Annotated in this window: 21 protein-coding genes; 20 read left to right on the forward strand and 1 reads right to left on the reverse strand. The window is 63.7% G+C overall.

Annotated elements, in window-relative coordinates:
- Positions 1-121 precede the first annotated feature (121 nt).
- Complete coding sequence (locus tag EWH10_RS19995) at positions 122-844, reverse strand: DUF72 domain-containing protein (protein ID WP_044662547.1); 723 nt, start codon at positions 842-844, stop codon at positions 122-124.
- A 75-nt stretch (positions 845-919) separates the two neighbouring features.
- Here EWH10_RS19995 and thiE point away from each other — a divergent pair, with 75 nt between their 5' ends.
- The 20 genes from thiE (at position 920) to EWH10_RS20095 (ending at position 20,336) form a co-directional block, all read left to right on the forward strand.
- Positions 920-1,615 (forward strand): thiamine phosphate synthase, encoded by a 696-nt coding sequence (gene thiE, locus EWH10_RS20000; RefSeq protein WP_044662546.1) that lies wholly within the window; start codon positions 920-922, stop codon positions 1,613-1,615.
- A 70-nt stretch (positions 1,616-1,685) separates the two neighbouring features.
- Positions 1,686-2,765: a L,D-transpeptidase family protein gene (locus EWH10_RS20005; protein WP_044662545.1), complete on the forward strand. Its 1,080-nt coding sequence runs from the start codon at positions 1,686-1,688 to the stop codon at positions 2,763-2,765.
- Entirely contained in the window at positions 2,762-3,322 is a 561-nt protein-coding gene (locus EWH10_RS20010; RefSeq protein WP_044662544.1) for a M23 family metallopeptidase, read from the forward strand. Before EWH10_RS20005 ends, EWH10_RS20010 begins: the two co-directional genes overlap by 4 nt.
- A 99-nt stretch (positions 3,323-3,421) precedes the next feature.
- Complete coding sequence (gene efp, locus EWH10_RS20015; RefSeq protein WP_025549544.1) at positions 3,422-3,985, forward strand: elongation factor P; 564 nt, start codon at positions 3,422-3,424, stop codon at positions 3,983-3,985.
- Positions 3,986-4,136: 151 nt separating this feature from the next.
- Positions 4,137-4,949, forward strand: coding sequence for an inositol monophosphatase family protein (locus EWH10_RS20020; RefSeq protein WP_025549543.1), 813 nt, complete (start codon positions 4,137-4,139; stop codon positions 4,947-4,949).
- 130 nt (positions 4,950-5,079) lie between these two features.
- Positions 5,080-5,454, forward strand: a complete 375-nt coding sequence (locus EWH10_RS20025; protein ID WP_025549542.1) for an NADH-quinone oxidoreductase subunit A — start codon at positions 5,080-5,082, stop codon at positions 5,452-5,454.
- Positions 5,445-5,999, forward strand: a complete 555-nt coding sequence (locus tag EWH10_RS20030) for a NuoB/complex I 20 kDa subunit family protein (RefSeq protein ID WP_013847137.1) — start codon at positions 5,445-5,447, stop codon at positions 5,997-5,999. Before EWH10_RS20025 ends, EWH10_RS20030 begins: the two co-directional genes overlap by 10 nt.
- A gap of 1 nt (position 6,000) precedes the next feature.
- Positions 6,001-6,837: an NADH-quinone oxidoreductase subunit C gene (locus EWH10_RS20035; protein ID WP_025549541.1), complete on the forward strand. Its 837-nt coding sequence runs from the start codon at positions 6,001-6,003 to the stop codon at positions 6,835-6,837.
- A complete protein-coding gene (locus tag EWH10_RS20040; protein WP_025549540.1) occupies positions 6,837-8,072 on the forward strand; it encodes an NADH-quinone oxidoreductase subunit D in 1,236 nt (411 codons plus the stop codon). Before EWH10_RS20035 ends, EWH10_RS20040 begins: the two co-directional genes overlap by 1 nt.
- Positions 8,072-8,740, forward strand: coding sequence for an NADH-quinone oxidoreductase subunit NuoE (gene nuoE, locus EWH10_RS20045; RefSeq protein ID WP_025549539.1), 669 nt, complete (start codon positions 8,072-8,074; stop codon positions 8,738-8,740). Before EWH10_RS20040 ends, nuoE begins: the two co-directional genes overlap by 1 nt.
- Positions 8,737-10,053, forward strand: coding sequence for an NADH-quinone oxidoreductase subunit NuoF (gene nuoF / locus EWH10_RS20050; RefSeq protein WP_025549538.1), 1,317 nt, complete (start codon positions 8,737-8,739; stop codon positions 10,051-10,053). The genes nuoE and nuoF overlap by 4 nt, the downstream gene beginning before the upstream one ends.
- Before the next feature lie 2 nt (positions 10,054-10,055).
- The gene (nuoG, locus tag EWH10_RS20055; RefSeq protein ID WP_044662543.1) at positions 10,056-12,062 is read left to right on the forward strand and encodes an NADH-quinone oxidoreductase subunit NuoG; all 2,007 of its coding nucleotides are present in this window, start codon (positions 10,056-10,058) and stop codon (positions 12,060-12,062) included.
- Positions 12,059-13,108, forward strand: coding sequence for an NADH-quinone oxidoreductase subunit NuoH (gene nuoH, locus EWH10_RS20060; protein ID WP_025549536.1), 1,050 nt, complete (start codon positions 12,059-12,061; stop codon positions 13,106-13,108). Before nuoG ends, nuoH begins: the two co-directional genes overlap by 4 nt.
- Positions 13,105-13,590, forward strand: a complete 486-nt coding sequence (nuoI, locus tag EWH10_RS20065) for an NADH-quinone oxidoreductase subunit NuoI (protein WP_007684868.1) — start codon at positions 13,105-13,107, stop codon at positions 13,588-13,590. Before nuoH ends, nuoI begins: the two co-directional genes overlap by 4 nt.
- A gap of 30 nt (positions 13,591-13,620) precedes the next feature.
- On the forward strand, positions 13,621-14,232 hold the full coding sequence (locus tag EWH10_RS20070; RefSeq protein ID WP_044662542.1) for an NADH-quinone oxidoreductase subunit J: 612 nt from the start codon (positions 13,621-13,623) through the stop codon (positions 14,230-14,232).
- Positions 14,229-14,534: an NADH-quinone oxidoreductase subunit NuoK gene (gene nuoK, locus EWH10_RS20075; protein ID WP_004211745.1), complete on the forward strand. Its 306-nt coding sequence runs from the start codon at positions 14,229-14,231 to the stop codon at positions 14,532-14,534. Before EWH10_RS20070 ends, nuoK begins: the two co-directional genes overlap by 4 nt.
- A 6-nt stretch (positions 14,535-14,540) precedes the next feature.
- Positions 14,541-16,640 carry an NADH-quinone oxidoreductase subunit L gene (gene nuoL, locus EWH10_RS20080; RefSeq protein WP_044662541.1) on the forward strand — a complete coding sequence of 700 codons (2,100 nt, stop codon included), beginning with the start codon at positions 14,541-14,543 and terminating at the stop codon, positions 16,638-16,640.
- Positions 16,640-18,196, forward strand: coding sequence for an NADH-quinone oxidoreductase subunit M (locus tag EWH10_RS20085; RefSeq protein WP_044662540.1), 1,557 nt, complete (start codon positions 16,640-16,642; stop codon positions 18,194-18,196). Before nuoL ends, EWH10_RS20085 begins: the two co-directional genes overlap by 1 nt.
- Positions 18,196-19,632, forward strand: a complete 1,437-nt coding sequence (gene nuoN, locus EWH10_RS20090; protein ID WP_044662539.1) for an NADH-quinone oxidoreductase subunit NuoN — start codon at positions 18,196-18,198, stop codon at positions 19,630-19,632. The genes EWH10_RS20085 and nuoN overlap by 1 nt, the downstream gene beginning before the upstream one ends.
- Positions 19,629-20,336, forward strand: a complete 708-nt coding sequence (locus EWH10_RS20095; RefSeq protein ID WP_262857406.1) for a biotin--[acetyl-CoA-carboxylase] ligase — start codon at positions 19,629-19,631, stop codon at positions 20,334-20,336. Before nuoN ends, EWH10_RS20095 begins: the two co-directional genes overlap by 4 nt.
- Positions 20,337-20,343 lie beyond the last annotated feature (7 nt).

Raw genomic sequence — 20,343 nt, forward strand, 5'->3', positions numbered from 1 at the left:
GAACTCCCGCAGCCGCTCCCACTGATCATCCCGCAGCACTTCGCCTTCCACGCCAGCCTCCAAAAGCCAGCCTTGAATCACAAATCCAAACCGTCGTGAATCCCTAAAATGTCACTACTGCCTAGCCTTTCTCCGTCAGCGCCTTCAATATCCGGGCGTCGGCAATTGCCTGCGCGTCATAGTCATTGTTGAAATAGGCCCAGACGGTCCGGCCGTCGCTGCTCTGCGCCTTCATCCATTCGGCCCAGTCCGCCAGCCTTTCACGCGAATAGCCGCCGCGATATTTCCCCGTCGTGCCGTGGAAGCGGACATAGGCGGTCGAGCCGACACCCAGCCGGGGACTGGCCGAGCCGGGCATGTCATGCACGCAGAGAGCCGCTCCGTACCGCTCCAGCAGCGCAAAAAGTTCATCCACATACCAGCTTGAATGGCGGAATTCGAAGACCGGCACGGGATCGCGCGGCGCGATGCGGAGGAATGCCTCCAGCCTTGGCAGGTCGAGCGAGAAATGCGGCGGGAGTTGATAGAGGACCGGCCCCAGCGTCGGGCCGAAATGCGCGAAGGACTCCATCATCCTTGCCAGCGGTTCCTCGCAATCCTTGAGCTTCTTCATCTGCGTCAGATAGCGGTTCGCCTTGGCCGCATAGCAAAAGGCCCCGGGCGCCTGTTCGCGCCATTTGTCGACGGTTTCCGGCCGGGGCAGGCGATAGAAGCTGTTGTTGATCTCTACCGTGTCGAACTGCTGGGCATAGTAAGCGAACCAGTTTTTCGCCGCCAGCTTCTCCGGATAGAAGCGCCCGCGCCAATCCCGGTAATTCCATCCCGAACATCCGATCCTGATCATGCAGGGAGAACGCGGGTGAGGGCCGATCGGCTCCGCCCTTTTCCAACGCCATCAAAAGCGGCTAAGGCGGGACACATGACCGAATTTACCGATGAAGAATTGGCTCTCGACCCGAATTTCGCAGCCCGGTTCGACAGCGATGACCGGCGGCCGCCCTGTCAGCTCTACCTGATCTCCCCGCCGGCGATCGATGCGGGCTTTGTCGACAGTCTCGCCGCCGCCTTCGATGGGGGCGATGTCGCGGCGTTCCAATTGCGGTTGAAGGGCGTGGGTGACGACGCCATCGCCCAAGCCGCCGCGCCGCTGCAAAAGCTCTGCGCGGAACGGGATGTCGCGTTCATCATCAACGACAGCATGAGCCTGGCGAAGCGCCTGGGGGCCGACGGCGTTCATCTGGGGCAGGGCGACGGCGACCCTCGCGAGGCGCGCAAGCTGCTCGGTCCTTCGGTGCAGATCGGCGTCACCTGCCATGACAGCCGCCATCTGGCGATGGAAGCCGGGGAAGCAGGGGCGGACTATGTCGCGTTCGGGGCCTTCTATCCTACGACCACCAAGGAAACGATTCATCGCCCCGACCCATCGATCCTGGGCTGGTGGACGGCATTGTTCGAACTGCCCTGCGTGGCGATTGGCGGGATAACGCCCGGCAATGCCGCGCCGCTGGTGAAGGCCGGGGCGGATTTCCTGGCGGTGAGCGGGGCGGTATGGGGCCATTCGGATGGGCCGCAAGCCGGCGTGGCGGCATTCCGGGCGGTGTTGGCGCAGGAATAACGGTATAAGGCGGCAGGCAGCTTTCCTGCACTTCAGGCGTTTTCCCTTCCACAAATGGGAGAGTATCGCCTTGAAAACCAATCCGCTGATCCTGACGCTGCTCTGTGCGGCCTGCAACATGACGGTGACGGAAGCCAATGAGAGCGCACCGTCGAACCAGGCGACCGGCCAGGCTGCGCGGCCTGCCGGCGATCCCTACGCCTTCACCGTGGTGCCCGAGCCGACAGGCGCGCCTGCGCGGGTGGAATCGGTGCTGCAGGCGCAGGTGGCGCTGGACCGGGCCGGCTTCTCGCCCGGCGTATTGGACGGGAAGGAAGGCATGTCCTTCACCACCGCGCTCAGGGGTTTCCAGGAGGCGAAGGGCCTGCCGACCACCGGGGAATATGATGAGGCGACGGCCAAGGCGCTGCTGGGCGACCGGCCGCAGCCCGCGACCTGGCTGGTGAAGATACCGGCGGATTTCGCCAGGGGACCGTTCTTTGCGGTGCCCAGGGAACTCAACGATCAGGCGAAGCTGCCCGCCCTTGGTTATCGCAACCTGCTGGAGAAGCTGGCCGAACGTTTCCACACCCGGCCGGAGGCGCTGCTCGCGCTCAACCCTCCGAACACGAAGCTCGGCGCGGGAGCCACGATCCGCGTACCTGCCATCGCCAACCAGCCGGTTGCCCGGATCGAAGGCGACGAGCGCGGCTGGGGCGAGACGCTTGCCGGCCTGGGCGTGGCCAAGGAACAGCCGCAGGCCGACCATATCGTCGTGGACAAGTCGGACGGGGTGCTCCGGGCCTATGACGCGCAGAACCGGCTGATCGCGCAATTTCCAGCCACCATGGGGTCGCAGCATGATCCCCTGCCGATCGGAACGTGGGAAATCAAGGGGTTGAGCCGCAATCCCGACTTCCACTATAATCCGGACCTGTTCTGGGATGCGTCCTCCACCGACCAGAAGGCGGTGCTGAAGCCCGGTCCCAACGGCCCGGTCGGCGTGGTGTGGATCGACCTGTCGAAGCCGCATTACGGCATTCACGGCACGCCGGAGCCGCAGACCATTGGCCGGACGGAAAGCCATGGTTGCATCCGGCTCACCAATTGGGACGCGGCGCGGCTCGCCCAGATGGTGAAGTCCGGCGTGAAGGCGGTGTTCCAGCCATGAGGGCGCGCGGTTGGGCCGGCATCGGCCTGGCCGTCCTGATCGGCGCGGCCCTCCTGCGCACCTTCGTGCGGATCGTGCCGGCGGACGCGCCTGAGCCTTCCCGGCCTGCGGCGGCGGAAGCCGGTGCCCTGCTGATCCCGGTCGAGGGCGTGCCGCCCTCCGCGCTGAGCGATACATTCGCCCAGGCGCGGGCGAGCGGCGCGCGCGCCCATGACGCCATCGACATCATGGCGGCGCGGGGCAGGGCGGTGCTGGCGGCGGCGGACGGACGGATCGAAAAGCTGTTCTGGAGCGAGGAAGGCGGGCGCACGATCTATGAACGCTCGCCCGACGGACGGCGCATCTATTATTATGCGCATCTGGACGGCTATGCGCCGGGCCTTGCGGAAGGGCAGGCGGTTCGGCGCGGACAGCGCATCGCGACCGTCGGCAGCACCGGCAATGCCGATCCGGCAGCGCCGCACCTGCACTTCGCGGTGCATGAACTGCGTCCGGGAGAGCCCTGGCATGGCGGGCGGGCGATCAATCCCTATCCTTTGCTGGCGAAACCGCGATAGGCGCCGCCTCTTGCCCTTTCGCCCTCATCCATGTAAGGGCGCGGCCAGCCTCCAGAGGCCGGCTCTTTTCACCTTCAGACATATAGGCAGGCTCTTCCCATGAAGATCAGCGGCGTCGAGATTCGTCCCGGCAACAACATCGAATATGACGGCAGCCTGTGGCGCGCCGTGAAGATCCAGCATACCCAGCCCGGCAAGGGCGGCGCCTATATGCAGGTGGAACTGAAGAACCTGATCGACGGGCGCAAGAACAACGTCCGCTTCCGGTCGGCCGAGACGGTGGAGCGCATCCGCCTCGACACCAAGGATTTCCAATATCTCTATGCAGAGGGCGACATGCTCGTCTTCATGGACACGGAAACCTATGAGCAGATCAATCTGCCGCAGGATCTGGTGGGCGATGCGTCGGCCTTCCTGCAGGACGGCATGATGGTCATGCTGGAAATGTATGAGGAACGCCCGATCTCCGTGCAGCTTCCCGAAACGGTCGAGGCGACCGTGGTGGAAGCCGACGCCGTGGTGAAGGGCCAGACCGCTTCGGCGAGCTACAAGCCCGCCATCCTCGACAATGGCGTGCGCGTCATGGTGCCGCCGCACATCGTCACCGGCACGCGCATCGTCGTCGACGTGTATGAGCGCGAATATGTGAAGCGCGCGGATTGATATTCGATACCCCCTCCCGCAGGCGGAAGGGGGTCAGGGGGTGGGTGGCGAGCATGAGCGAGCTTCCTGCCCTTTCCCTTTTTAGAGTGCCGCTATTGCGGCATGCCCACCCCCGGTCCCTCCCGTTTGCGGGAGGGGGGAGACAAGAAAAATGGTATCGCACTCGGGCCTTTTGACCGTCATGGAACGCGCCGCGCGCAAGGCTGGCTCCAAGCTGCGCCGCGACTTTGGCGAGGTCGAACATCTGCAGGTGTCCCGAAAGGGGCCGGCGGACTTCGTGTCCAAGGCCGACCAGCAGGCGGAAAAGACGCTGGTCGAGGAATTGCAGAAGGCGCGGCCCGATTGGGGTTTCCTGCTGGAGGAAGGCGGCGAGATCGCGGGCGATCCGGGCAAGCCGCGCTGGATCATCGATCCGCTCGACGGCACCAGCAATTTCCTGCACGGCATCCCGCACTTCGCGATCTCCATCGCGGTCGAGGAGCCACTCTACGGCGGCAAGCGGGAGGTGACGACCGGCCTCATCTACCAGCCGGTGACCGACGAAAGCTATTGGGCGGAAAAGAGCCGGGGCGCCTGGCGGCATGACCAGCGGCTGCGCGTTTCGGCGCGGCGCGATCTGGGCGACTGCCTGATCGCCACGGGCATCCCCTTCCTGGGGCATGGCGATTTCGCGCAATGGACGCGCATCTTCGGGGCCGTAGGGCCCTCGGTGGCCGGAATCCGGCGCTTCGGCGCGGCCTCGCTGGACCTCGCCCATGTCGCCTCCGGCCGCTATGACGGCTTTTGGGAAAGCGGCCTGCAACCCTGGGACGTGGCGGCGGGCCTGCTGATGGTGCGGGAAGCGGGCGGCTTCGTGTCGGATTTCCGCGGCGGCGACCAGCCGATCGAGCGCAAGGAAGTCATCGCGGGCAATGATGCGATCCACAGCAAATTACATAAGTTGGTGGCAGGAGCGCTGCGCTGACGGCTTGCTTTTGGTAGCGTGATCAGGTCGCCGCCATTGTTGCGAATCATTCTCATGCCTCCGGGCCTTGCTTCGCATATGCAGCGGGCCTAAAGCGCGCCCGTAAATCATTTTCGCCCAGGGGATTCCGTTGGTCGATCTAGCCCAATATCTGCCGATCCTGATCTTTCTCGGGATCGCCTTGCTGCTTTCGAGCGCATTCGTGTTCCTGCCGATGCTGGTGGGGCGCCTGACCGGCGCGCATCAGCCCGATCCGGCCAAGCTCAGCGAATATGAATGCGGCTTTCCTGCGTTCGAAGAACCGCGCAGCCAGTTCGACGTGCGATTCTACCTCGTCGCGATCCTGTTCATCATCTTCGACCTGGAAGCGGCGTTCCTCTACCCTTGGGCGGTCAGCCTCGACCAGATCGGCTGGGCCGGCTGGGCGACGATGATGATCTTCATAGCGGAGCTGGTGCTCGGCCTCGTCTATGCGTGGAAGAAGGGAGCACTCGATTGGGAGTAGAACTTGAGCGGCCCGCGCCCGGCACCTTGTTGCCCGCGGGGACCCAGCCCGACCAGGATTTCTTCAACGCGCTGAACAGCGAGGTCAGTGACAAGGGCTTCCTCGTCACCTCGACGGAGGAACTGTTCCAGTGGGCCCGCACCGGCTCGCTCTGGTGGATGACCTTCGGCCTGGCCTGCTGCGCGGTGGAGATGATCCACGTCAACATGCCCCGTTACGACATGGAACGCTTCGGCGCCGCGCCGCGCGCCTCGCCGCGCCAGTCCGACGTGATGATCGTCGCGGGGACGCTGTGCAACAAGATGGCTCCGGCGTTGCGCAAGGTTTACGACCAGATGTCCAATCCGAAATATGTGATTTCTATGGGCAGCTGCGCGAATGGCGGTGGCTATTATCACTACAGCTATTCGGTCGTGCGTGGCTGCGACCGCATCGTGCCGGTCGACATCTATGTGCCGGGTTGCCCGCCGACAGCGGAAGCCCTGCTTTATGGCGTGATGCAGTTGCAGCGGAAGATCCGCCGCATCGGAACGGTTGAGCGCTGATATGGGTCATTCTGCTCCTAGGATCGCGGCCATCGATGGGATCGCGCAGGAAATCGCCGGTCTGCTGGGACCGATGCTGGTCGAAACCGTCGACCATGCCGATGAACTGAGCTTCACCGTCGTCCGGGAAAAGCTGGCCGACGCGATGGTGCTGCTGCGGGATCGCGCGCAATATCAGCAGCTCATGGAAATTGCAGGCGTCGATTATCCGGATCGTCCGGAGCGCTTCGAGGTCTGCTACCATCTGCTCAGCGTCACGCGGAACCACCGCGTCCGCGTGAAGGTGCAGACCGACGAGGACATGCCCGTTCCCACCGTCACGCACATCTGGCCGGTCGCCGGTTGGCTGGAGCGGGAGGTGTTCGACATGTACGGCGTCATCTTCGAGGGGAACGCCGATCTGCGCCGCATCCTGACCGACTATGGTTTCAAGGGCCATCCGCAGCGCAAGGACTTCCCGCTGACCGGCTATGTCGAGATGTGGTATTCCGAAGAGGACAAGCGCGTCGTCTACAAGCCGGTGAAGCTGGCGCAGGATTTCCGGCAGTTCGACTTCATGAGCCCGTGGGAAGGCGCGCAATATGTGCTGCCGGGCGACGAAAAGGCGCCGCAGGCGCCGGGAGCGCCGACACCTGTCACAGCCCCGTTGCCGGCCGCTGCGGCTCCCAAGGGCGAACCGGCCGGTGCCACGCCCAAGGTCACCGAAAAGTCCGAGGATACCGGTGCAGGTGAACCCGCCAACAGCAAGGGTGCGGAAAAGTCGCCCAACGCTCCGGTAAAGCCCGAAGAGCACACAGATGAAGGCAAAGGCGCTGCCAAGCCTGAGGATAAGGCCTGATGTCCGACTATCTGGAAAAGCTGGACCATGTGACCGACGCGGCGGACCCGTCCTACGGCGACACGGAAATCCAGAACTACACGATCAACTTCGGTCCGCAGCACCCTGCCGCGCACGGCGTTCTGCGCCTGGTCATGGAACTGGACGGCGAGATCGTCGAGCGCTGCGACCCGCATGTCGGCCTGCTGCATCGCGGCACCGAGAAGCTGATCGAGCACAAGACCTATTTGCAGGCGCTGCCCTATTTCGACCGGCTGGACTATTGCTCGCCGCTCGGCATGGAGCACAGCTATGTCCTCGCCATCGAGAAGCTGCTGAACCTGGAAGTGCCGTTGCGCGCGCAATATCTGCGGGTGTTCTTTGCGGAACTGACGCGCATCTGCAATCACATGCTGAATCTCGGCTCGCACGTGATGGACGTGGGTGCGATGACGCCGAACCTGTGGCTGTTCGAAATCCGGGAGGATTGCCTCAACTTCTTCGAACGGGCATCGGGCGCCCGCATGCATGCGGCCTGGTTCCGGCCGGGCGGCGTGCATCAGGATGTGCCGCTGAAGCTGTTGACCGACATTGGCGACTGGCTCGACACCCGTTTGCCGCGCCTGTTCGAGGACGCGATGAGCCTGGTGGTCGACAACCGCATCTTCAAGCAGCGCAATGTGGACATCGCGGTCGTCAGCAAGGAAGACGCGCTGAAATGGGGCTTCTCCGGCCCCATGATCCGGGGATCGGGCATCCCCTGGGACATCCGCAAGGCGCAGCCCTATGACGTCTATGACCGGATGGAATTCGACGTTCCGGTGGGCACCAATTTCGACTGCTATGACCGCTTCATGGTCCGGGTCGAGGAAGTCCGCCAGTCCGCGCGGATCATGAAGCAGTGCCTCAGCGAAATGCCGGAAGGCCCGGTGGCGAGCTTCGACCGCAAGGTGGTGCCGCCCAAGCGCGGCGAGATGAAGCGCTCGATGGAAGCGCTGATCCACCACTTCAAGCTTTATACCGAGGGCTTCCATGTCCCGGCGGGCGAAGTCTATGTCGCGACCGAAAGCCCCAAGGGCGAATTCGGCGTCTATCTGGTCGCGGACGGCTCCAACAAGCCTTACCGCTGCAAGATTCGCCCGACCGCCTTTAGCCACCTTCAGGCGATGGATTTCATGATGAAAGGCCACATGCTGGCCGACACCACCGCTGTCCTGGGCGCCATGGACATCGTGTTTGGAGAATGTGACCGCTAATGGCTGACGCAGTTCATATCCCGGACGAGGCCGAAACGCGCGCGCGCTGGGGCGCGTTCGCCTGGACGGCCGAAAATGCCGAGCAGGCGAAGAAGGTCATTGCCCGTTATCCCGCCGGGCGTCAGCAGTCGGCGGTGATGCCGCTGCTGGACCTCGCCCAGCGCCAGGTCGGTGCGGAAACGCAGACCCAGGGCTGGCTGCCGGTGCCGGTGATGGAATATATCGCCGACCAACTGGAAATGCCGTATATGCGCGTGTACGAGGTCGCGACCTTCTACACCATGTACAACCTCGCGCCCGTGGGCCGCTATCATGTGCAGGTCTGCGGCACGACGCCCTGCATGCTGCGCGGCTCCGACGATGTGTTCTCCGCCTGCAAGAACAAGGGGCTGGTGAAGGGCGGGACGACGCCCGACGGCCTGTTCACGCTGACCGAGGTCGAGTGTCTGGGCGCCTGCGCCAACGCGCCGATGGTCCAGATCAACGACGATAATTTCGAAGACCTGACCTATGACAGCATGAGCGCGATCCTCGACGATCTCGCCGCTGGCAAGCAGCCCAAGATCGGGCCGCAGATCGATCGTCAGACCAGCTGTCCGGAGGGTGGTCCGACCACGCTCAAGGATATGGTCAACGAAAATCACGACTATCGGGGCGAATGGGCATGAGCGACGTGATCGCGCCTCTCAGCGACAAGGATCGCATCTTCACCAACGTCTATGGCTTCCAGGATTGGGGCATCGACGCGGCGATGAAACGCGGCGATTGGGACAATACCAAGGCCCTGCTGGAAATCGGCCAGGACGACATCATAGAGCGCATCAAGGCCAGCGGCCTGCGCGGCCGTGGCGGCGCCGGCTTCCCGACCGGCATGAAGTGGAGCTTCATGCCCAAGGAGAGCAGGGACGGCCGTCCGAGCTTCCTCGTCATCAACGCCGATGAATCCGAGCCGGGCTCGTGCAAGGACCGCGAGATCATCCGCCACGATCCGCACAAGCTGATCGAGGGCGCGCTGGTCGCCGGTTTCGCGATGCGGGCGCGCGCCGCCTACATCTATATTCGCGGCGAGTTCATCTATGAGGCGAAGGTGCTCTTCGCCGCCGTCGAGCAGGCCTATGAAAAGGGCTTCCTCGGCAAGAATGCCTGCGGGTCCGGCTATGATTTCGACGTCTTCGTCCATCGCGGCGCGGGCGCCTATATCTGCGGAGAGGAAACCGCCCAGATCGAAAGCCTGGAGGGCAAGAAGGGCCAGCCGCGCCTGAAGCCGCCTTTCCCGGCGGGCGCGGGCCTTTATGGCTGCCCCACCACGGTGAACAATGTGGAATCGATCGCGGTCGCGCCGACGATCCTGCGGCGCGGGTCCGAATGGTTCTCCAGCTTCGGCCGGGAGAACAACAAGGGCACGAAGCTCTTCCAGATCAGCGGCCATGTGAACAAGCCCTGCGTCGTCGAAGAATCGATGGGCATCAGCTTCAAGGAACTGATCGACCGGCATTGCGGCGGCATTCGCGGCGGCTGGGACAATCTGTTGGCGGTCATCCCCGGCGGTTCGTCGGTGCCTTTGGTCCCGGCGAAGGAGATCATGGACGCGCCCATGGATTTCGATGGGCTGCGTGCGCTCGGCTCGGGCCTTGGCACCGCCGCCGTCATCGTCATGGACAAGTCGACCGACATCGTCCGCGCCATTTCGCGGCTCAGCTATTTCTACAAGCATGAGAGCTGCGGCCAGTGCACGCCCTGCCGCGAAGGCACCGGCTGGATGTGGCGCGTAATGGAGCGGCTGCGCACCGGCGATGCCGACCAGAGCGAGATCGACATGCTGTTCCAGGTGACCAAGCAGGTCGAAGGCCACACCATCTGCGCGCTTGGCGACGCGGCGGCTTGGCCGATCCAGGGCCTGATCCGGCACTTCCGTCCGGAAATCGAGCGCCGGATCAACGAAAACAAGGGTAGCGCCCCGGTCATGGAGGCAGCGGAGTAACCATGCCGAAGGTCAAAGTAGACGGCGTAGAACTCGAAGTCCCGGCGGGCGCCACGGTCCTCCAGGCCTGCGAACTGGCGGGGAAGGAAATCCCGCGTTTCTGCTATCATGAGCGCCTCAGCATCGCGGGCAATTGCCGCATGTGCCTGGTCGAGGTGAAGCCCGGACCGCCCAAGCCGCAGGCTTCCTGTGCGCTGCCGGCCGCGGAGAATCAGGAAATCTTCACCCAGACCGAGATGGTCAAGAAGGCGCGCGAAGGAGTGATGGAGTTCCTGCTCATCAACCACCCGCTCGACTGCCCGATCTGCGACCAGGGCGGCGAATGCGACCTTCAGGACCAGTCGGTCGCCTACGGCAAGGGCAGCAGCCGCTTCGACGAGAATAAGCGCGCCGTCACCGAGAAATATATGGGCCCGATCGTCAAGACGGTCATGACCCGCTGCATCCAGTGCACCCGCTGCGTGCGCTTTGCCGAGGAAGTCGCGGGCGTGCCGGAAATCGGCGCCATCTATCGCGGCGAGAACATGCAGATCACCACCTATCTCGAACATGCCGCCAAGAGCGAGCTTTCGGGCAATGTGGTCGATCTTTGCCCGGTCGGCGCGCTGACGTCCAAGCCCTATGCGTTCGAAGCGCGTCCCTGGGAACTCAAGAAGACCCACGCGATCGACGTGATGGACGCGGTCGGCACCAACATCCGCCTCGACAGCCGCGGCCGTCAGGTGCTGCGCGCCGTGCCGCGCATCAATGACGACGTGAATGAGGAATGGGCCAGCGACAAGACCCGGCACAATGTCGATGGTCTGGTCCGCAAGCGGCTCGACAAACCTTATGTCCGCAAGGACGGCAAGCTGGTTCCGGCAACCTGGAACGAGGCGTTCGCGACGATTGCCGCCGTCAAGCATGGCGGGTCGGTGGCTGCGCTGGCCGGTGATCTGCTCGATTGCGAGACGATGTTCGCGGGCAAGGTGCTGGTCGAGAGGCTGGGTGGCTCGCTGCTCGAAGGCCGTCAGACCGGGCTCGCCTATGACGTGTCGAGCCTGAGCGCGGTCAACTTCAACACCACGCTCAACGGTCTTGAAACCGCTGACGTGATCCTGCTGGTGGGCACCAATCTGCGCTGGGAAGCGCCGCTGGTGAACACCCGCATCCGCAAGGCGATCAAGAAGGGCGCGAAGGTCTTTGCGCTCGGTCCGCAGGTCGACCTCACCTACAAGGTCGAGTGGCTGGGCAATGACGCGTCGCTGCTTGGCCGTCTGCCCGAAGCGGTGGTGGAAGCCTTCGGCAAGGCCGCGCGTCCGGCGATGATCGTCGGCGGCGGCGTGCTGGCGAAGGACGGCGCCCATGGCGATACGCTGGCGCTGGTCGAGACGCTGGGCCTCGTGAAAGAAGGCTGGAACGGCTATAATGTCCTGCATTTCGCGGCGGCGCGCATGGGCGGGCTGATGCTCGGCTATGCGGCGCAGGGCGGCATCAAGGCGGTGGCTGCGGCGAAGCCCAAGCTGCTCTTCTCGCTGGGCGCGGACGAGGTCGATTATTCGGCCTTCCAGGATAGCTTCAAGGTCTATGTCGGCCACCATGGCGACAAGGGCGCGCATGCGGCGGACGTGATCCTGCCGGGCGCGAGCTATGCCGAGAAGGCCGGCACCTACGTCAATCTGGAAGGCCGGGTGCAGCGCGGCGAAAAGGCCGTATTCGCGCCGGGCGACGCCCGCGAGGATTGGTCGATCCTGCGCGCCCTGTCGGAAGTGCTGGGCGCGACGCTCCCCTTCGACAGCTTCGAGCAGCTTCGCGCCGAAATGGCCAGGGCGGTTCCGGCGCTGGGCGTTGAGGGTCTGGCCGATTATGGCTGGTCCGTTCCGTCGCTGCCGACCGGCGCCAGCGGTGAGTTCGGCTTTCCGATCAAGGATTTCTACCTGACCAACGCCATCTGCCGCGCCAGTCCGACGATGCAGCAATGTTCGGCCGAACTGATCCACGGCGAGACGTATGCGGAGGCCGCAGAGTGACCGCTTTCTTCCAAAATCTCGGCCTGCCGTTCGAGGGCGCCTGGCTGCTTTCGACGATCATCGGCATTCTGGTGATTGCGTTGCCGCTGATGCTGGCGGTGGCGATGATCATCTACGCCGACCGCAAGATCTGGGCGGCGATGGCGCTGCGCCGCGGCCCGAACGTCGTCGGTCCCTTCGGTCTGCTCCAGTCCTTCGCGGACGGCGCCAAGGTCTTCCTGCAGGAAACCATCATCCCTTCGGCGGCCAACCGCACGCTTTTCCTGATCGCCCCGATCATCACCTTCACCGTCGCTCTGATGGCCTGGGCGGTGATTCCGTTCCAGGTGGGCGTGGTGCTGGCCAACATCAATGTCGGCCTGCTCTACATCCTCGCCATCTCGTCGCTCGGCGTCTATGGCGTGGTGCTGTCGGGCTGGGCGTCCAATTCCAAATATCCCTTCTATTCGGCGATCCGCGCCAGCGCGCAGATGATCAGCTATGAAGTCTCCATCGGCTTCATCCTGATCACCGTCGTGCTTTGGGCCGGCAGCTTCAATATCTCGGCCATCGTCGAGAGCCAGAAGGGCTATTATGGCTTCCTGAACGGCAACGGCTTCAACCCGCTGCTCTTCCCGATGGCGATCATGTTCCTGATCTCGGCCATGGCGGAAACGGCGCGTGCGCCCTTCGACCTGACCGAAGCGGAATCGGAACTGGTCGCGGGATATCAGACCGAATATTCGTCCATGGCCTTCGCGCTGTTCTGGCTAGGCGAATATGCGAACGTGATCCTGATGTGCGCCCTGAACGCCATCCTGTTCTGGGGCGGCTATCTGCCGCCGATCGACTGGGCGCCGCTTTATTATGTGCCCGGCATCATCTGGCTGTTCGCCAAGATATTCTTCTTCTTCTTCGTCTTTTCCTGGGTGAAGGCGACGGTGCCCCGTTACCGCTATGACCAGCTTATGCGGCTGGGCTGGAAGATATTCCTGCCGACCTCGCTGCTGTTCGTCTTCCTGGTGTCGGGCTTCCTCATGTTCACGCGTTACGGAGGCGCTCAATGAGCCTCGGCTATTATGTCAAATCCTTCACCCTCTGGGAGTTTGTGAAGGCGCACGCCCTGACCTTGAAATATTTCTTCAAGCCCAAGGCGACGATCAACTACCCCTATGAGAAGAACCCGATTTCGCCGCGGTTCCGGGGGGAGCATGCGTTGCGCCGCTATCCCAATGGGGAAGAACGCTGCATCGCGTGCAAGCTGTGCGAGGCGATCTGCCCCGCCCAGGCGATCACCATCGAAGCGCAGCCGCGCGATGACGGCAGCCGCCGCACGACGCGCTACGACATCGACATGACGAAGTGCATCTATTGCGGCTTCTGCCAGGAAGCGTGCCCGGTGGACGCCATCGTCGAGGGCCCGAATTTCGAGTTCTCCACCGAAACGCGCGAGGAGCTGATCTACGACAAGGCCAAGCTCCTTGAAAATGGGGACAAGTGGGAGCGGGCGATTGCCGCGAACCTTGCCGCCGATGCGCCCTACCGTTAAGCCGCAGCCGCCGAAGGGGAACATGATCCTGTGATTCACGTGCTTGCCTTTTACCTGTTCGCCGCGATCGTGGTGTGCAGCGGCGCGCTTACGATCCTGTCGCGCAATCCGGTTCATTCGGTGCTGTGGCTGATCCTTGCCTTTTTCAACGCGGCGGGGCTGATGGTCCTGCTGGGCGCCGAATTCATCGCGATGCTCCTTGTCATCGTCTATGTCGGCGCCGTTGCCGTGCTGTTCCTGTTCGTCGTGATGATGCTCGACATCGATTTCGCCGAACTGCGCGCCGGTTTCGTCGATTACCTTCCCTTCGGGCTGCTGATTGCGCTGGTGCTGCTGGCGGAGATCGTGCTGGGCATCGGCCTGTGGAGCGCGGGCCCCATAGAACTGGCGCAACGCGCGGCTCCGGTGAACCCGGAACTCAGCAATATCCAGGCGATCGGCGCGCTGCTCTACACCCGCTACATCTTCCTGTTCGAAGCGGCGGGCATCGTCCTGCTGGTCGCGATGATCGGCGCCATCGTGCTGACCCATCGCGCCCGTAGCGGCGTGCGCGGCCAGAACATCGCCCGCCAGAACCGCCGCCGTCCCGAAGACGCGGTGCGCAACGTCAATCAGCCCGTCGGGCAGGGGGTGGAGCTGTGATCGGCCTTCAGCATTATATGGTGGTCAGCGCGATCCTCTTCGTGATGGGCGTGCTGGGCATCTTCATCAATCGCAAGAACGTCATCATCATCCTGATGGCGATCGAGCTGATCCTGCTCAGCGTGAACATCAACCTTGTCGCCTTCAGCGCCTTCCTGGGCGATCTGGTGGGACAGGTGTTCAGCATGTTCGTGCTGACCGTCGCGGCGGGTGAGGCGGCCATCGGCCTTGCCATCCTCGTCATCTACTTCCGCGGTCGCGGCACCATCGCCGTCGACGATGTCAACCGGATGAAGGGCTAAAGCTCGATGATCCAGCTTATCGTCCTTCTCCCGTTGCTGGCTGCTGCCATCGCCGGTCTTGGCAACAAGGCCCTTGGCAAGCTGCCCGCGAAGATCGTCACCACCGGCGCGCTGTTCGCATCCTGTGCGATGAGCTGGCCGATCTTCATCGGCTTCCTGACCGGCCATGCCGAGCCCTATGTGGTCCCGGCCTTCACCTGGATCCAGTCGGGCAGCTTCGATGCGCAATGGGCGCTGCGCGTCGACACCATGACGGCGGTCATGCTGGTGGTCATCACCAGCGTGTCGAGCCTCGTCCATCTCTATAGCTGGGGCTATATGGAGGAGGAGCCGGACCAGCCGCGCTTCTTCGCCTATCTGTCGCTCTTCACCTTCGCGATGCTGATGCTCGTGACGGCGAACAACCTGCTGCAGATGTTCTTCGGCTGGGAAGGCGTCGGCCTTGCTTCCTATCTGCTGATCGGCTTCTGGTTCCGTAAACCCTCCGCAAATGCGGCCGCGATCAAGGCCTTCGTCGTCAACCGCGTCGGCGACCTCGGTTTCATGATGGGCATTTTCGGCACCTATCTGGTGTTCAACACCATCTCGATCCCGGAAATCCTGGCGGCCGCGCCATCGATGGCCGGTTCGACCATCGGCTTCCTGGGCCATCGTTTCGACACCATGACCGTGCTCTGCCTGCTGCTGTTCATCGGCGCGATGGGCAAGTCGGCGCAGCTTGGCCTCCACACCTGGCTGCCGGACGCGATGGAGGGCCCGACCCCGGTGTCGGCGCTGATCCACGCGGCGACCATGGTGACCGCGGGCGTGTTCATGGTGTGCCGCCTGTCGCCGATGTTCGAAACCTCGCCGACGGCGCTTGGCTTCGTGACCTTCACCGGCGCGGCCACCTGCCTTTTCGCGGCGACCGTGGGCACGGTGCAGAACGACATCAAGCGCGTCATCGCCTATTCGACCTGCTCGCAGCTCGGCTACATGTTCTTCGCGGCGGGCGTCGGCGCCTATGGCGCGGCGATGTTCCACCTCTTCACCCACGCCTTCTTCAAGGCGCTGCTGTTCCTTGGCGCGGGCTCGGTCATCCACGCGATGCACCATGAACAGGACATGCGCTACTATGGCGCGCTCCGGAAGGAGATCCCGATCACCTTCTGGACGATGACGCTGGGCACGCTGGCGATCACCGGCGTCGGCATTCCGCTGGTCGGCTATGGCTTTGCAGGCTTCTATTCGAAGGACGGCATTCTCGAAGCAGCCTATGCGTCTGGCGGTGCGGGCGTCGGCGCCTATCTGGTCGGCGTGTTTGCGGCGCTGCTCACCAGCTTCTACAGCTGGCGCCTGGTGTTCCTGACCTTCTTCGGCAAGCCCCGCTGGGCCGCATCGGAGCATATCCAGCATGCCGTCCACGACGCACATGGCCATGGTCATGACGAACATGCCACCCACGGTCATGGCGCGGAGGACGACAACGCACCGGCGCAGGAGCATGCGGGTCACGATCCGCACGGGCATGAAACCGATGCCCATGCCCTGCCGACCGGCACCGGCGGCTATCATCCGCATGAAAGCGGCTGGGTGATGCTGATCCCGCTGGTGGTGCTGAGCCTGGGTGCGGTGTTTGCGGGCTTCCTCTTCCATGACCAGTTCATCGGGCCGGAAGGCGGCATAGAGTTCTGGAAGGGCGCGCTGGCGTTCGACAGTCATCTGATGCACGCCGCGCATGAAGTGCCGACCTGGGTCAAGTTCGGACCGTTCACGGTGATGCTGACCGGCTTGGTCATAGCCCGGCTGGCCTATATCAAGCACACCGACTGGCCGCGGCGCTTCGTCGCCACCTTCGGCGTGCTGTACCAGTTCCTGCTCAACAAATGGTATTTCGACGAGCTGTATCATTTCATCTTCGTCAAGCCTGCCTTCGCCATCGGCCGCTTCTTCTGGAAGTTCGGTGACGTGGGCTTGATCGACCGCTTCGGGCCTAACGGCCTGGCTGCGCTGGTCGTGCAGGGCAACAAAGTCACCCGTCGGCTTCAGTCCGGCTACCTCTACACTTACGCGCTGGTGATGCTGATCGGCCTCGCCGCGGCTGCAACCTGGGCGATGACACGATAATGAGCGGCTTCCCCATCCTTTCCCTGATGATGGCAGTGCCGATGGCGGGGGCCATCGCCTGTCTGTTCGCAGGCGCCAATCAGGCCCGCTGGATCGCGTTGGTCGCAACGCTGGTCGATCTCGTGCTGGGCGTCATCCTCTGGATGAATTTCGACCAGTCGGGGACCGCCGCCCAATGGCAGTTCCAGGAATATGCGCCGATCTTCGGCCGTTTCGCCTGGGCGCTCGGGATCGACGGCATCGCGCTGCTGCTGATCGCGCTCACCGTATTCCTGATGCCGATCTGCATCGGCGCGAGTTGGATCGCGATCGAGAAGCGCGTGCCGGAATATATGGCGGCCTTCCTGTTCATGGAGGTGCTGATGATCGGCGTCTTCACGGCGCAGGATCTCTACCTCTTCTACATCATGTTCGAAGCCGGCCTGATCCCGATGTACCTGATCATCGGCATCTGGGGCGGCGCGGATCGCATCTACGCTTCGTACAAATTCTTCCTCTACACGCTGCTCGGCTCGGTGCTGATGCTGATCGCGATGATGTGGATGGTGCATGAAGCGGGCACGACCGACATCCCGACATTGATGGCCTATCATTTCGATCCGCATATCCAGACATGGCTGTGGCTTGCCTTCTTCGCCAGCTTTGCCGTCAAGATGCCGATGTGGCCGGTCCACACCTGGCTTCCCGACGCGCACGTTCAGGCGCCGACCGCCGGTTCGGTCATCCTGGCGGGCGTGCTGCTGAAAATGGGCGGCTACGGCTTCATCCGCTTCTCGCTGCCGATGTTCCCGGAGGCGTCCGCGCAACTGGCGCCGCTGGTCTGGGGCCTGTCGATGGTCGCGGTGGTCTATACCAGCCTCGTCGCGCTGGTTCAGTCGGACATGAAGAAGCTGATCGCCTATTCATCAGTGGCGCACATGGCCATCGTCACCGTCGGCCTGTTCGCCTTCAACCAGGCGGGCATCGAAGGCGCGATGATGGTGATGCTGGGCCATGGCCTGGTGTCGGGCGCTCTCTTCCTCTGCGTCGGCGTCATCTATGATCGGCTCCATACCCGCGAGATCAGCCGTTATGGCGGCCTCAGCATCAACATGCCGAAATATGCGGTGCTGTTCATGCTGTTCACCATGGCGTCGGTCGGCCTGCCGGGCACCAGCAACTTCGTGGGTGAATTCCTGTCGCTGATGGGCATCTACCAGGCGTCGAGCTGGGTGGCGCTGGTCTGCACCACCGGCATCATCCTGGGCGCGGCCTATATGCTCTATCTCTACCGCCGGATCGCCTATGGCGAGCAGAAGAATGCCGATGCGGCCGCGATGCCGGACCTGTCCGCGCGCGAAATCTGGCTGCTGGCGCCGATCGCGGCGGCGGTGCTGTGGATGGGCGTCTATCCGGAGAGCTTCCTGGCGCCCATGCGTTCCGATATCCGCGCGCTCGAAGCGCGCGTCGCCTCCGCCAGGCCGGCGGGCGATTCCCAGATCAAGATGGGGGCGGCCGTTCCGGCTGCCGAGGCTGCCCATCATGAAGAAGCCCCTGCGCACGGGGAGGCGCACTGATGATTGATTCCGCTTCCCTTCTGGCGGTCTTGCCGGAACTGATCCTGACGGCCGGCGGCCTGATCCTGATGCTGATCGCAGCTTATGGCGGCGATGCGACGGCGCGGCTGGTGAACTGGCTGTCGGTGCTGACGCTGGCTATCGCAGGCCTGGCGCTGTCCACTTCGCTGGCGCATGGGCCCGATGCCTTTGACGGGCTGGTGCGCGCCGATGCCTTCTCCGTCTTCGCCAAGGCGCTAATTTATGGCGCGGGGGCGGCGGCCATCCTGCTTGCGCCGCGCTACTTCCTGGTGGGTGGCGCGCTGCGGGCCGAATATCCGGTGCTGATCCTCTTCTCCTCGATCGGCATGGGCATGATGGTGTCGGCGGGCGACCTGCTGACGCTCTATGTCGGCCTCGAAATGCAGAGCCTTGCCGCCTATGTGCTGGCGAGCTTCATGCGGCAGGACGAGCGGTCGTCCGAAGCGGGCCTTAAATATTTCGTCCTGGGTTCGCTGGCGAGCGGCATCCTGCTCTATGGTTCGGCGCTGCTCTATGGCTTTACCGGCGGCACCAGCTTCGACGGCATCGCGGTCGCGCTGAGCGACGGTGTGTCGAAGGGCGAGCTTTTCGGCCTGGTGTTCGTGCTTGCCGGTCTCGCCTTCAAGATCAGCGCCGTGCCGTTCCACATGTGGACGCCGGACGTCTATGAAGGTGCGCCCACCCCGGTCACGACTTTCTTCGCCAGCGCGCCCAAGGTGGCGGCCATCGGCCTTACCGTCCGCGTCGCGATAGAGGCGCTGGGGCCGGCGGGCCTCGACTGGCAGCAGGTCGTGATCTTCGTTGCGCTCGCCTCGATCCTCTTCGGTGCGGTGGCGGCCATCGGCCAGACCAACATCAAGCGGCTGATGGCCTATTCGTCGATCAACAATGTCGGCTTCGCGTTGATCGGCCTTGCCACCGGCACGCCCGCGGGCGCGGCGGCGACGATGAGCTACATGGCGATCTATGTCGTCATGACCATCGGCGGTTTCGCCTGCATCCTGCAGATGCGCGATGCGGAGGGGCGTCCGGTCGAGACCATCGCCAGCCTTGCGGGCCTTTCGCGCTCGCGCCAGGGTCTGGCGGCGGCGCTGGCGATCTTCATGTTCTCCATGGCCGGCATTCCGCCGCTCTTCGGCTTCTGGGCGAAGTTCCTGGTGTTCGACGCGGCCGTCGCGGCGGGCCTGACGGCGCTGGCGGCCTTCGGTATCGCCATGTCGGTGATCGGCGCCTTCTATTATCTGAAGATCATCAAGACGATGTATTTCGACGAGCCGGCGGCGCCCTATGAAGCGCGTGGCGGTGCGGTTGAGAATATCATCCTGACGGCCTGCGCCGTGGTGATCGTCTTCGGCTATTTCCTCAATCCCGTCCTCGACAAGGCGAGCGCGGCGGCCGCGGCGTCGCTGTTCTGACCGAGCTTCGCTTCGTCGAGGAGACTGGCTCCACCAATGCCGACATGCTGGCGTTGGTGGAGCAAGGCGTTTCTGAAGGCTGCTGGTTGCGCGCGGGGCGGCAGACCGGCGGACGCGGGCGCATGGGGCGCAGCTGGGAAAGTCCCGACGGCAATCTCTATTGTTCGACGCTGATCCGGTTGCGGGGGGGCGACCCGTTGCCGCATACGCTGGCGCTGGTCGCGGGCAACGCCGTGCATGCGTTGGTGGCGCCGCTTTGCAAGGGGCAGGCGCGGATCAAATGGCCCAATGACGTGCTGGTGGACGGCGCGAAGATCGCCGGCATCCTCCTGGAGCGGGCGGGCGATGCCATTGTTGCGGGGATCGGCGTCAACGTGGCCGGGCATCCGACCGGGTTCGACCGGCCGGTGACGAGCCTATTCGCGCAGGGCGCGCCAGAGGCCGACGCGGCTGCTCTGCAGGTGCGGCTTGCGGAATTGTTCGCCCATTGGCTGGCGATCTGGCGCGCGCAGGGGCTGGAGCCGGTGCGGACGCATTGGCTGCTCAATGCCCATCCTGCCGGCACGCCGATGCGCGTGGTGCAGCCCGATGGCGACACGGTGGAAGGCACATTCGACACGCTCGACCGCCATGGGATGCTGATCCTGCGCTTGGCGAATGGCGAGAGCCGTGCCATTCATGCCGGCGACATCCTTCTCATCTGACATCGGG

Source organism: Sphingobium fuliginis (genome assembly GCF_004152845.1).
Taxonomy (GTDB): domain Bacteria; phylum Pseudomonadota; class Alphaproteobacteria; order Sphingomonadales; family Sphingomonadaceae; genus Sphingobium; species Sphingobium fuliginis.

Bases quoted from the DNA above. Each gene is read 5' to 3' on its own strand.
- efp (WP_025549544.1), top strand. From the start codon at position 3,422: ATGAAGATCAGCGGCGTCGAGATTCGTCCCGGCAACAACATCGAATAT.
- EWH10_RS20040 (WP_025549540.1), top strand. From the start codon at position 6,837: ATGTCCGACTATCTGGAAAAGCTGGACCATGTGACCGACGCGGCGGAC.
- nuoI (WP_007684868.1), top strand. From the start codon at position 13,105: ATGAGCCTCGGCTATTATGTCAAATCCTTCACCCTCTGGGAGTTTGTG.
- EWH10_RS20020 (WP_025549543.1), top strand. From the start codon at position 4,137: ATGGTATCGCACTCGGGCCTTTTGACCGTCATGGAACGCGCCGCGCGC.
- nuoE (WP_025549539.1), top strand. From the start codon at position 8,072: ATGGCTGACGCAGTTCATATCCCGGACGAGGCCGAAACGCGCGCGCGC.
- EWH10_RS19995 (WP_044662547.1), bottom strand. From the start codon at position 844: ATGATCAGGATCGGATGTTCGGGATGGAATTACCGGGATTGGCGCGGG.
- EWH10_RS20010 (WP_044662544.1), top strand. From the start codon at position 2,762: ATGAGGGCGCGCGGTTGGGCCGGCATCGGCCTGGCCGTCCTGATCGGC.
- nuoN (WP_044662539.1), top strand. From the start codon at position 18,196: ATGATTGATTCCGCTTCCCTTCTGGCGGTCTTGCCGGAACTGATCCTG.
- EWH10_RS20085 (WP_044662540.1), top strand. From the start codon at position 16,640: ATGAGCGGCTTCCCCATCCTTTCCCTGATGATGGCAGTGCCGATGGCG.
- nuoL (WP_044662541.1), top strand. From the start codon at position 14,541: ATGATCCAGCTTATCGTCCTTCTCCCGTTGCTGGCTGCTGCCATCGCC.
- thiE (WP_044662546.1), top strand. From the start codon at position 920: ATGACCGAATTTACCGATGAAGAATTGGCTCTCGACCCGAATTTCGCA.
- nuoG (WP_044662543.1), top strand. From the start codon at position 10,056: ATGCCGAAGGTCAAAGTAGACGGCGTAGAACTCGAAGTCCCGGCGGGC.
- EWH10_RS20035 (WP_025549541.1), top strand. From the start codon at position 6,001: ATGGGTCATTCTGCTCCTAGGATCGCGGCCATCGATGGGATCGCGCAG.
- nuoF (WP_025549538.1), top strand. From the start codon at position 8,737: ATGAGCGACGTGATCGCGCCTCTCAGCGACAAGGATCGCATCTTCACC.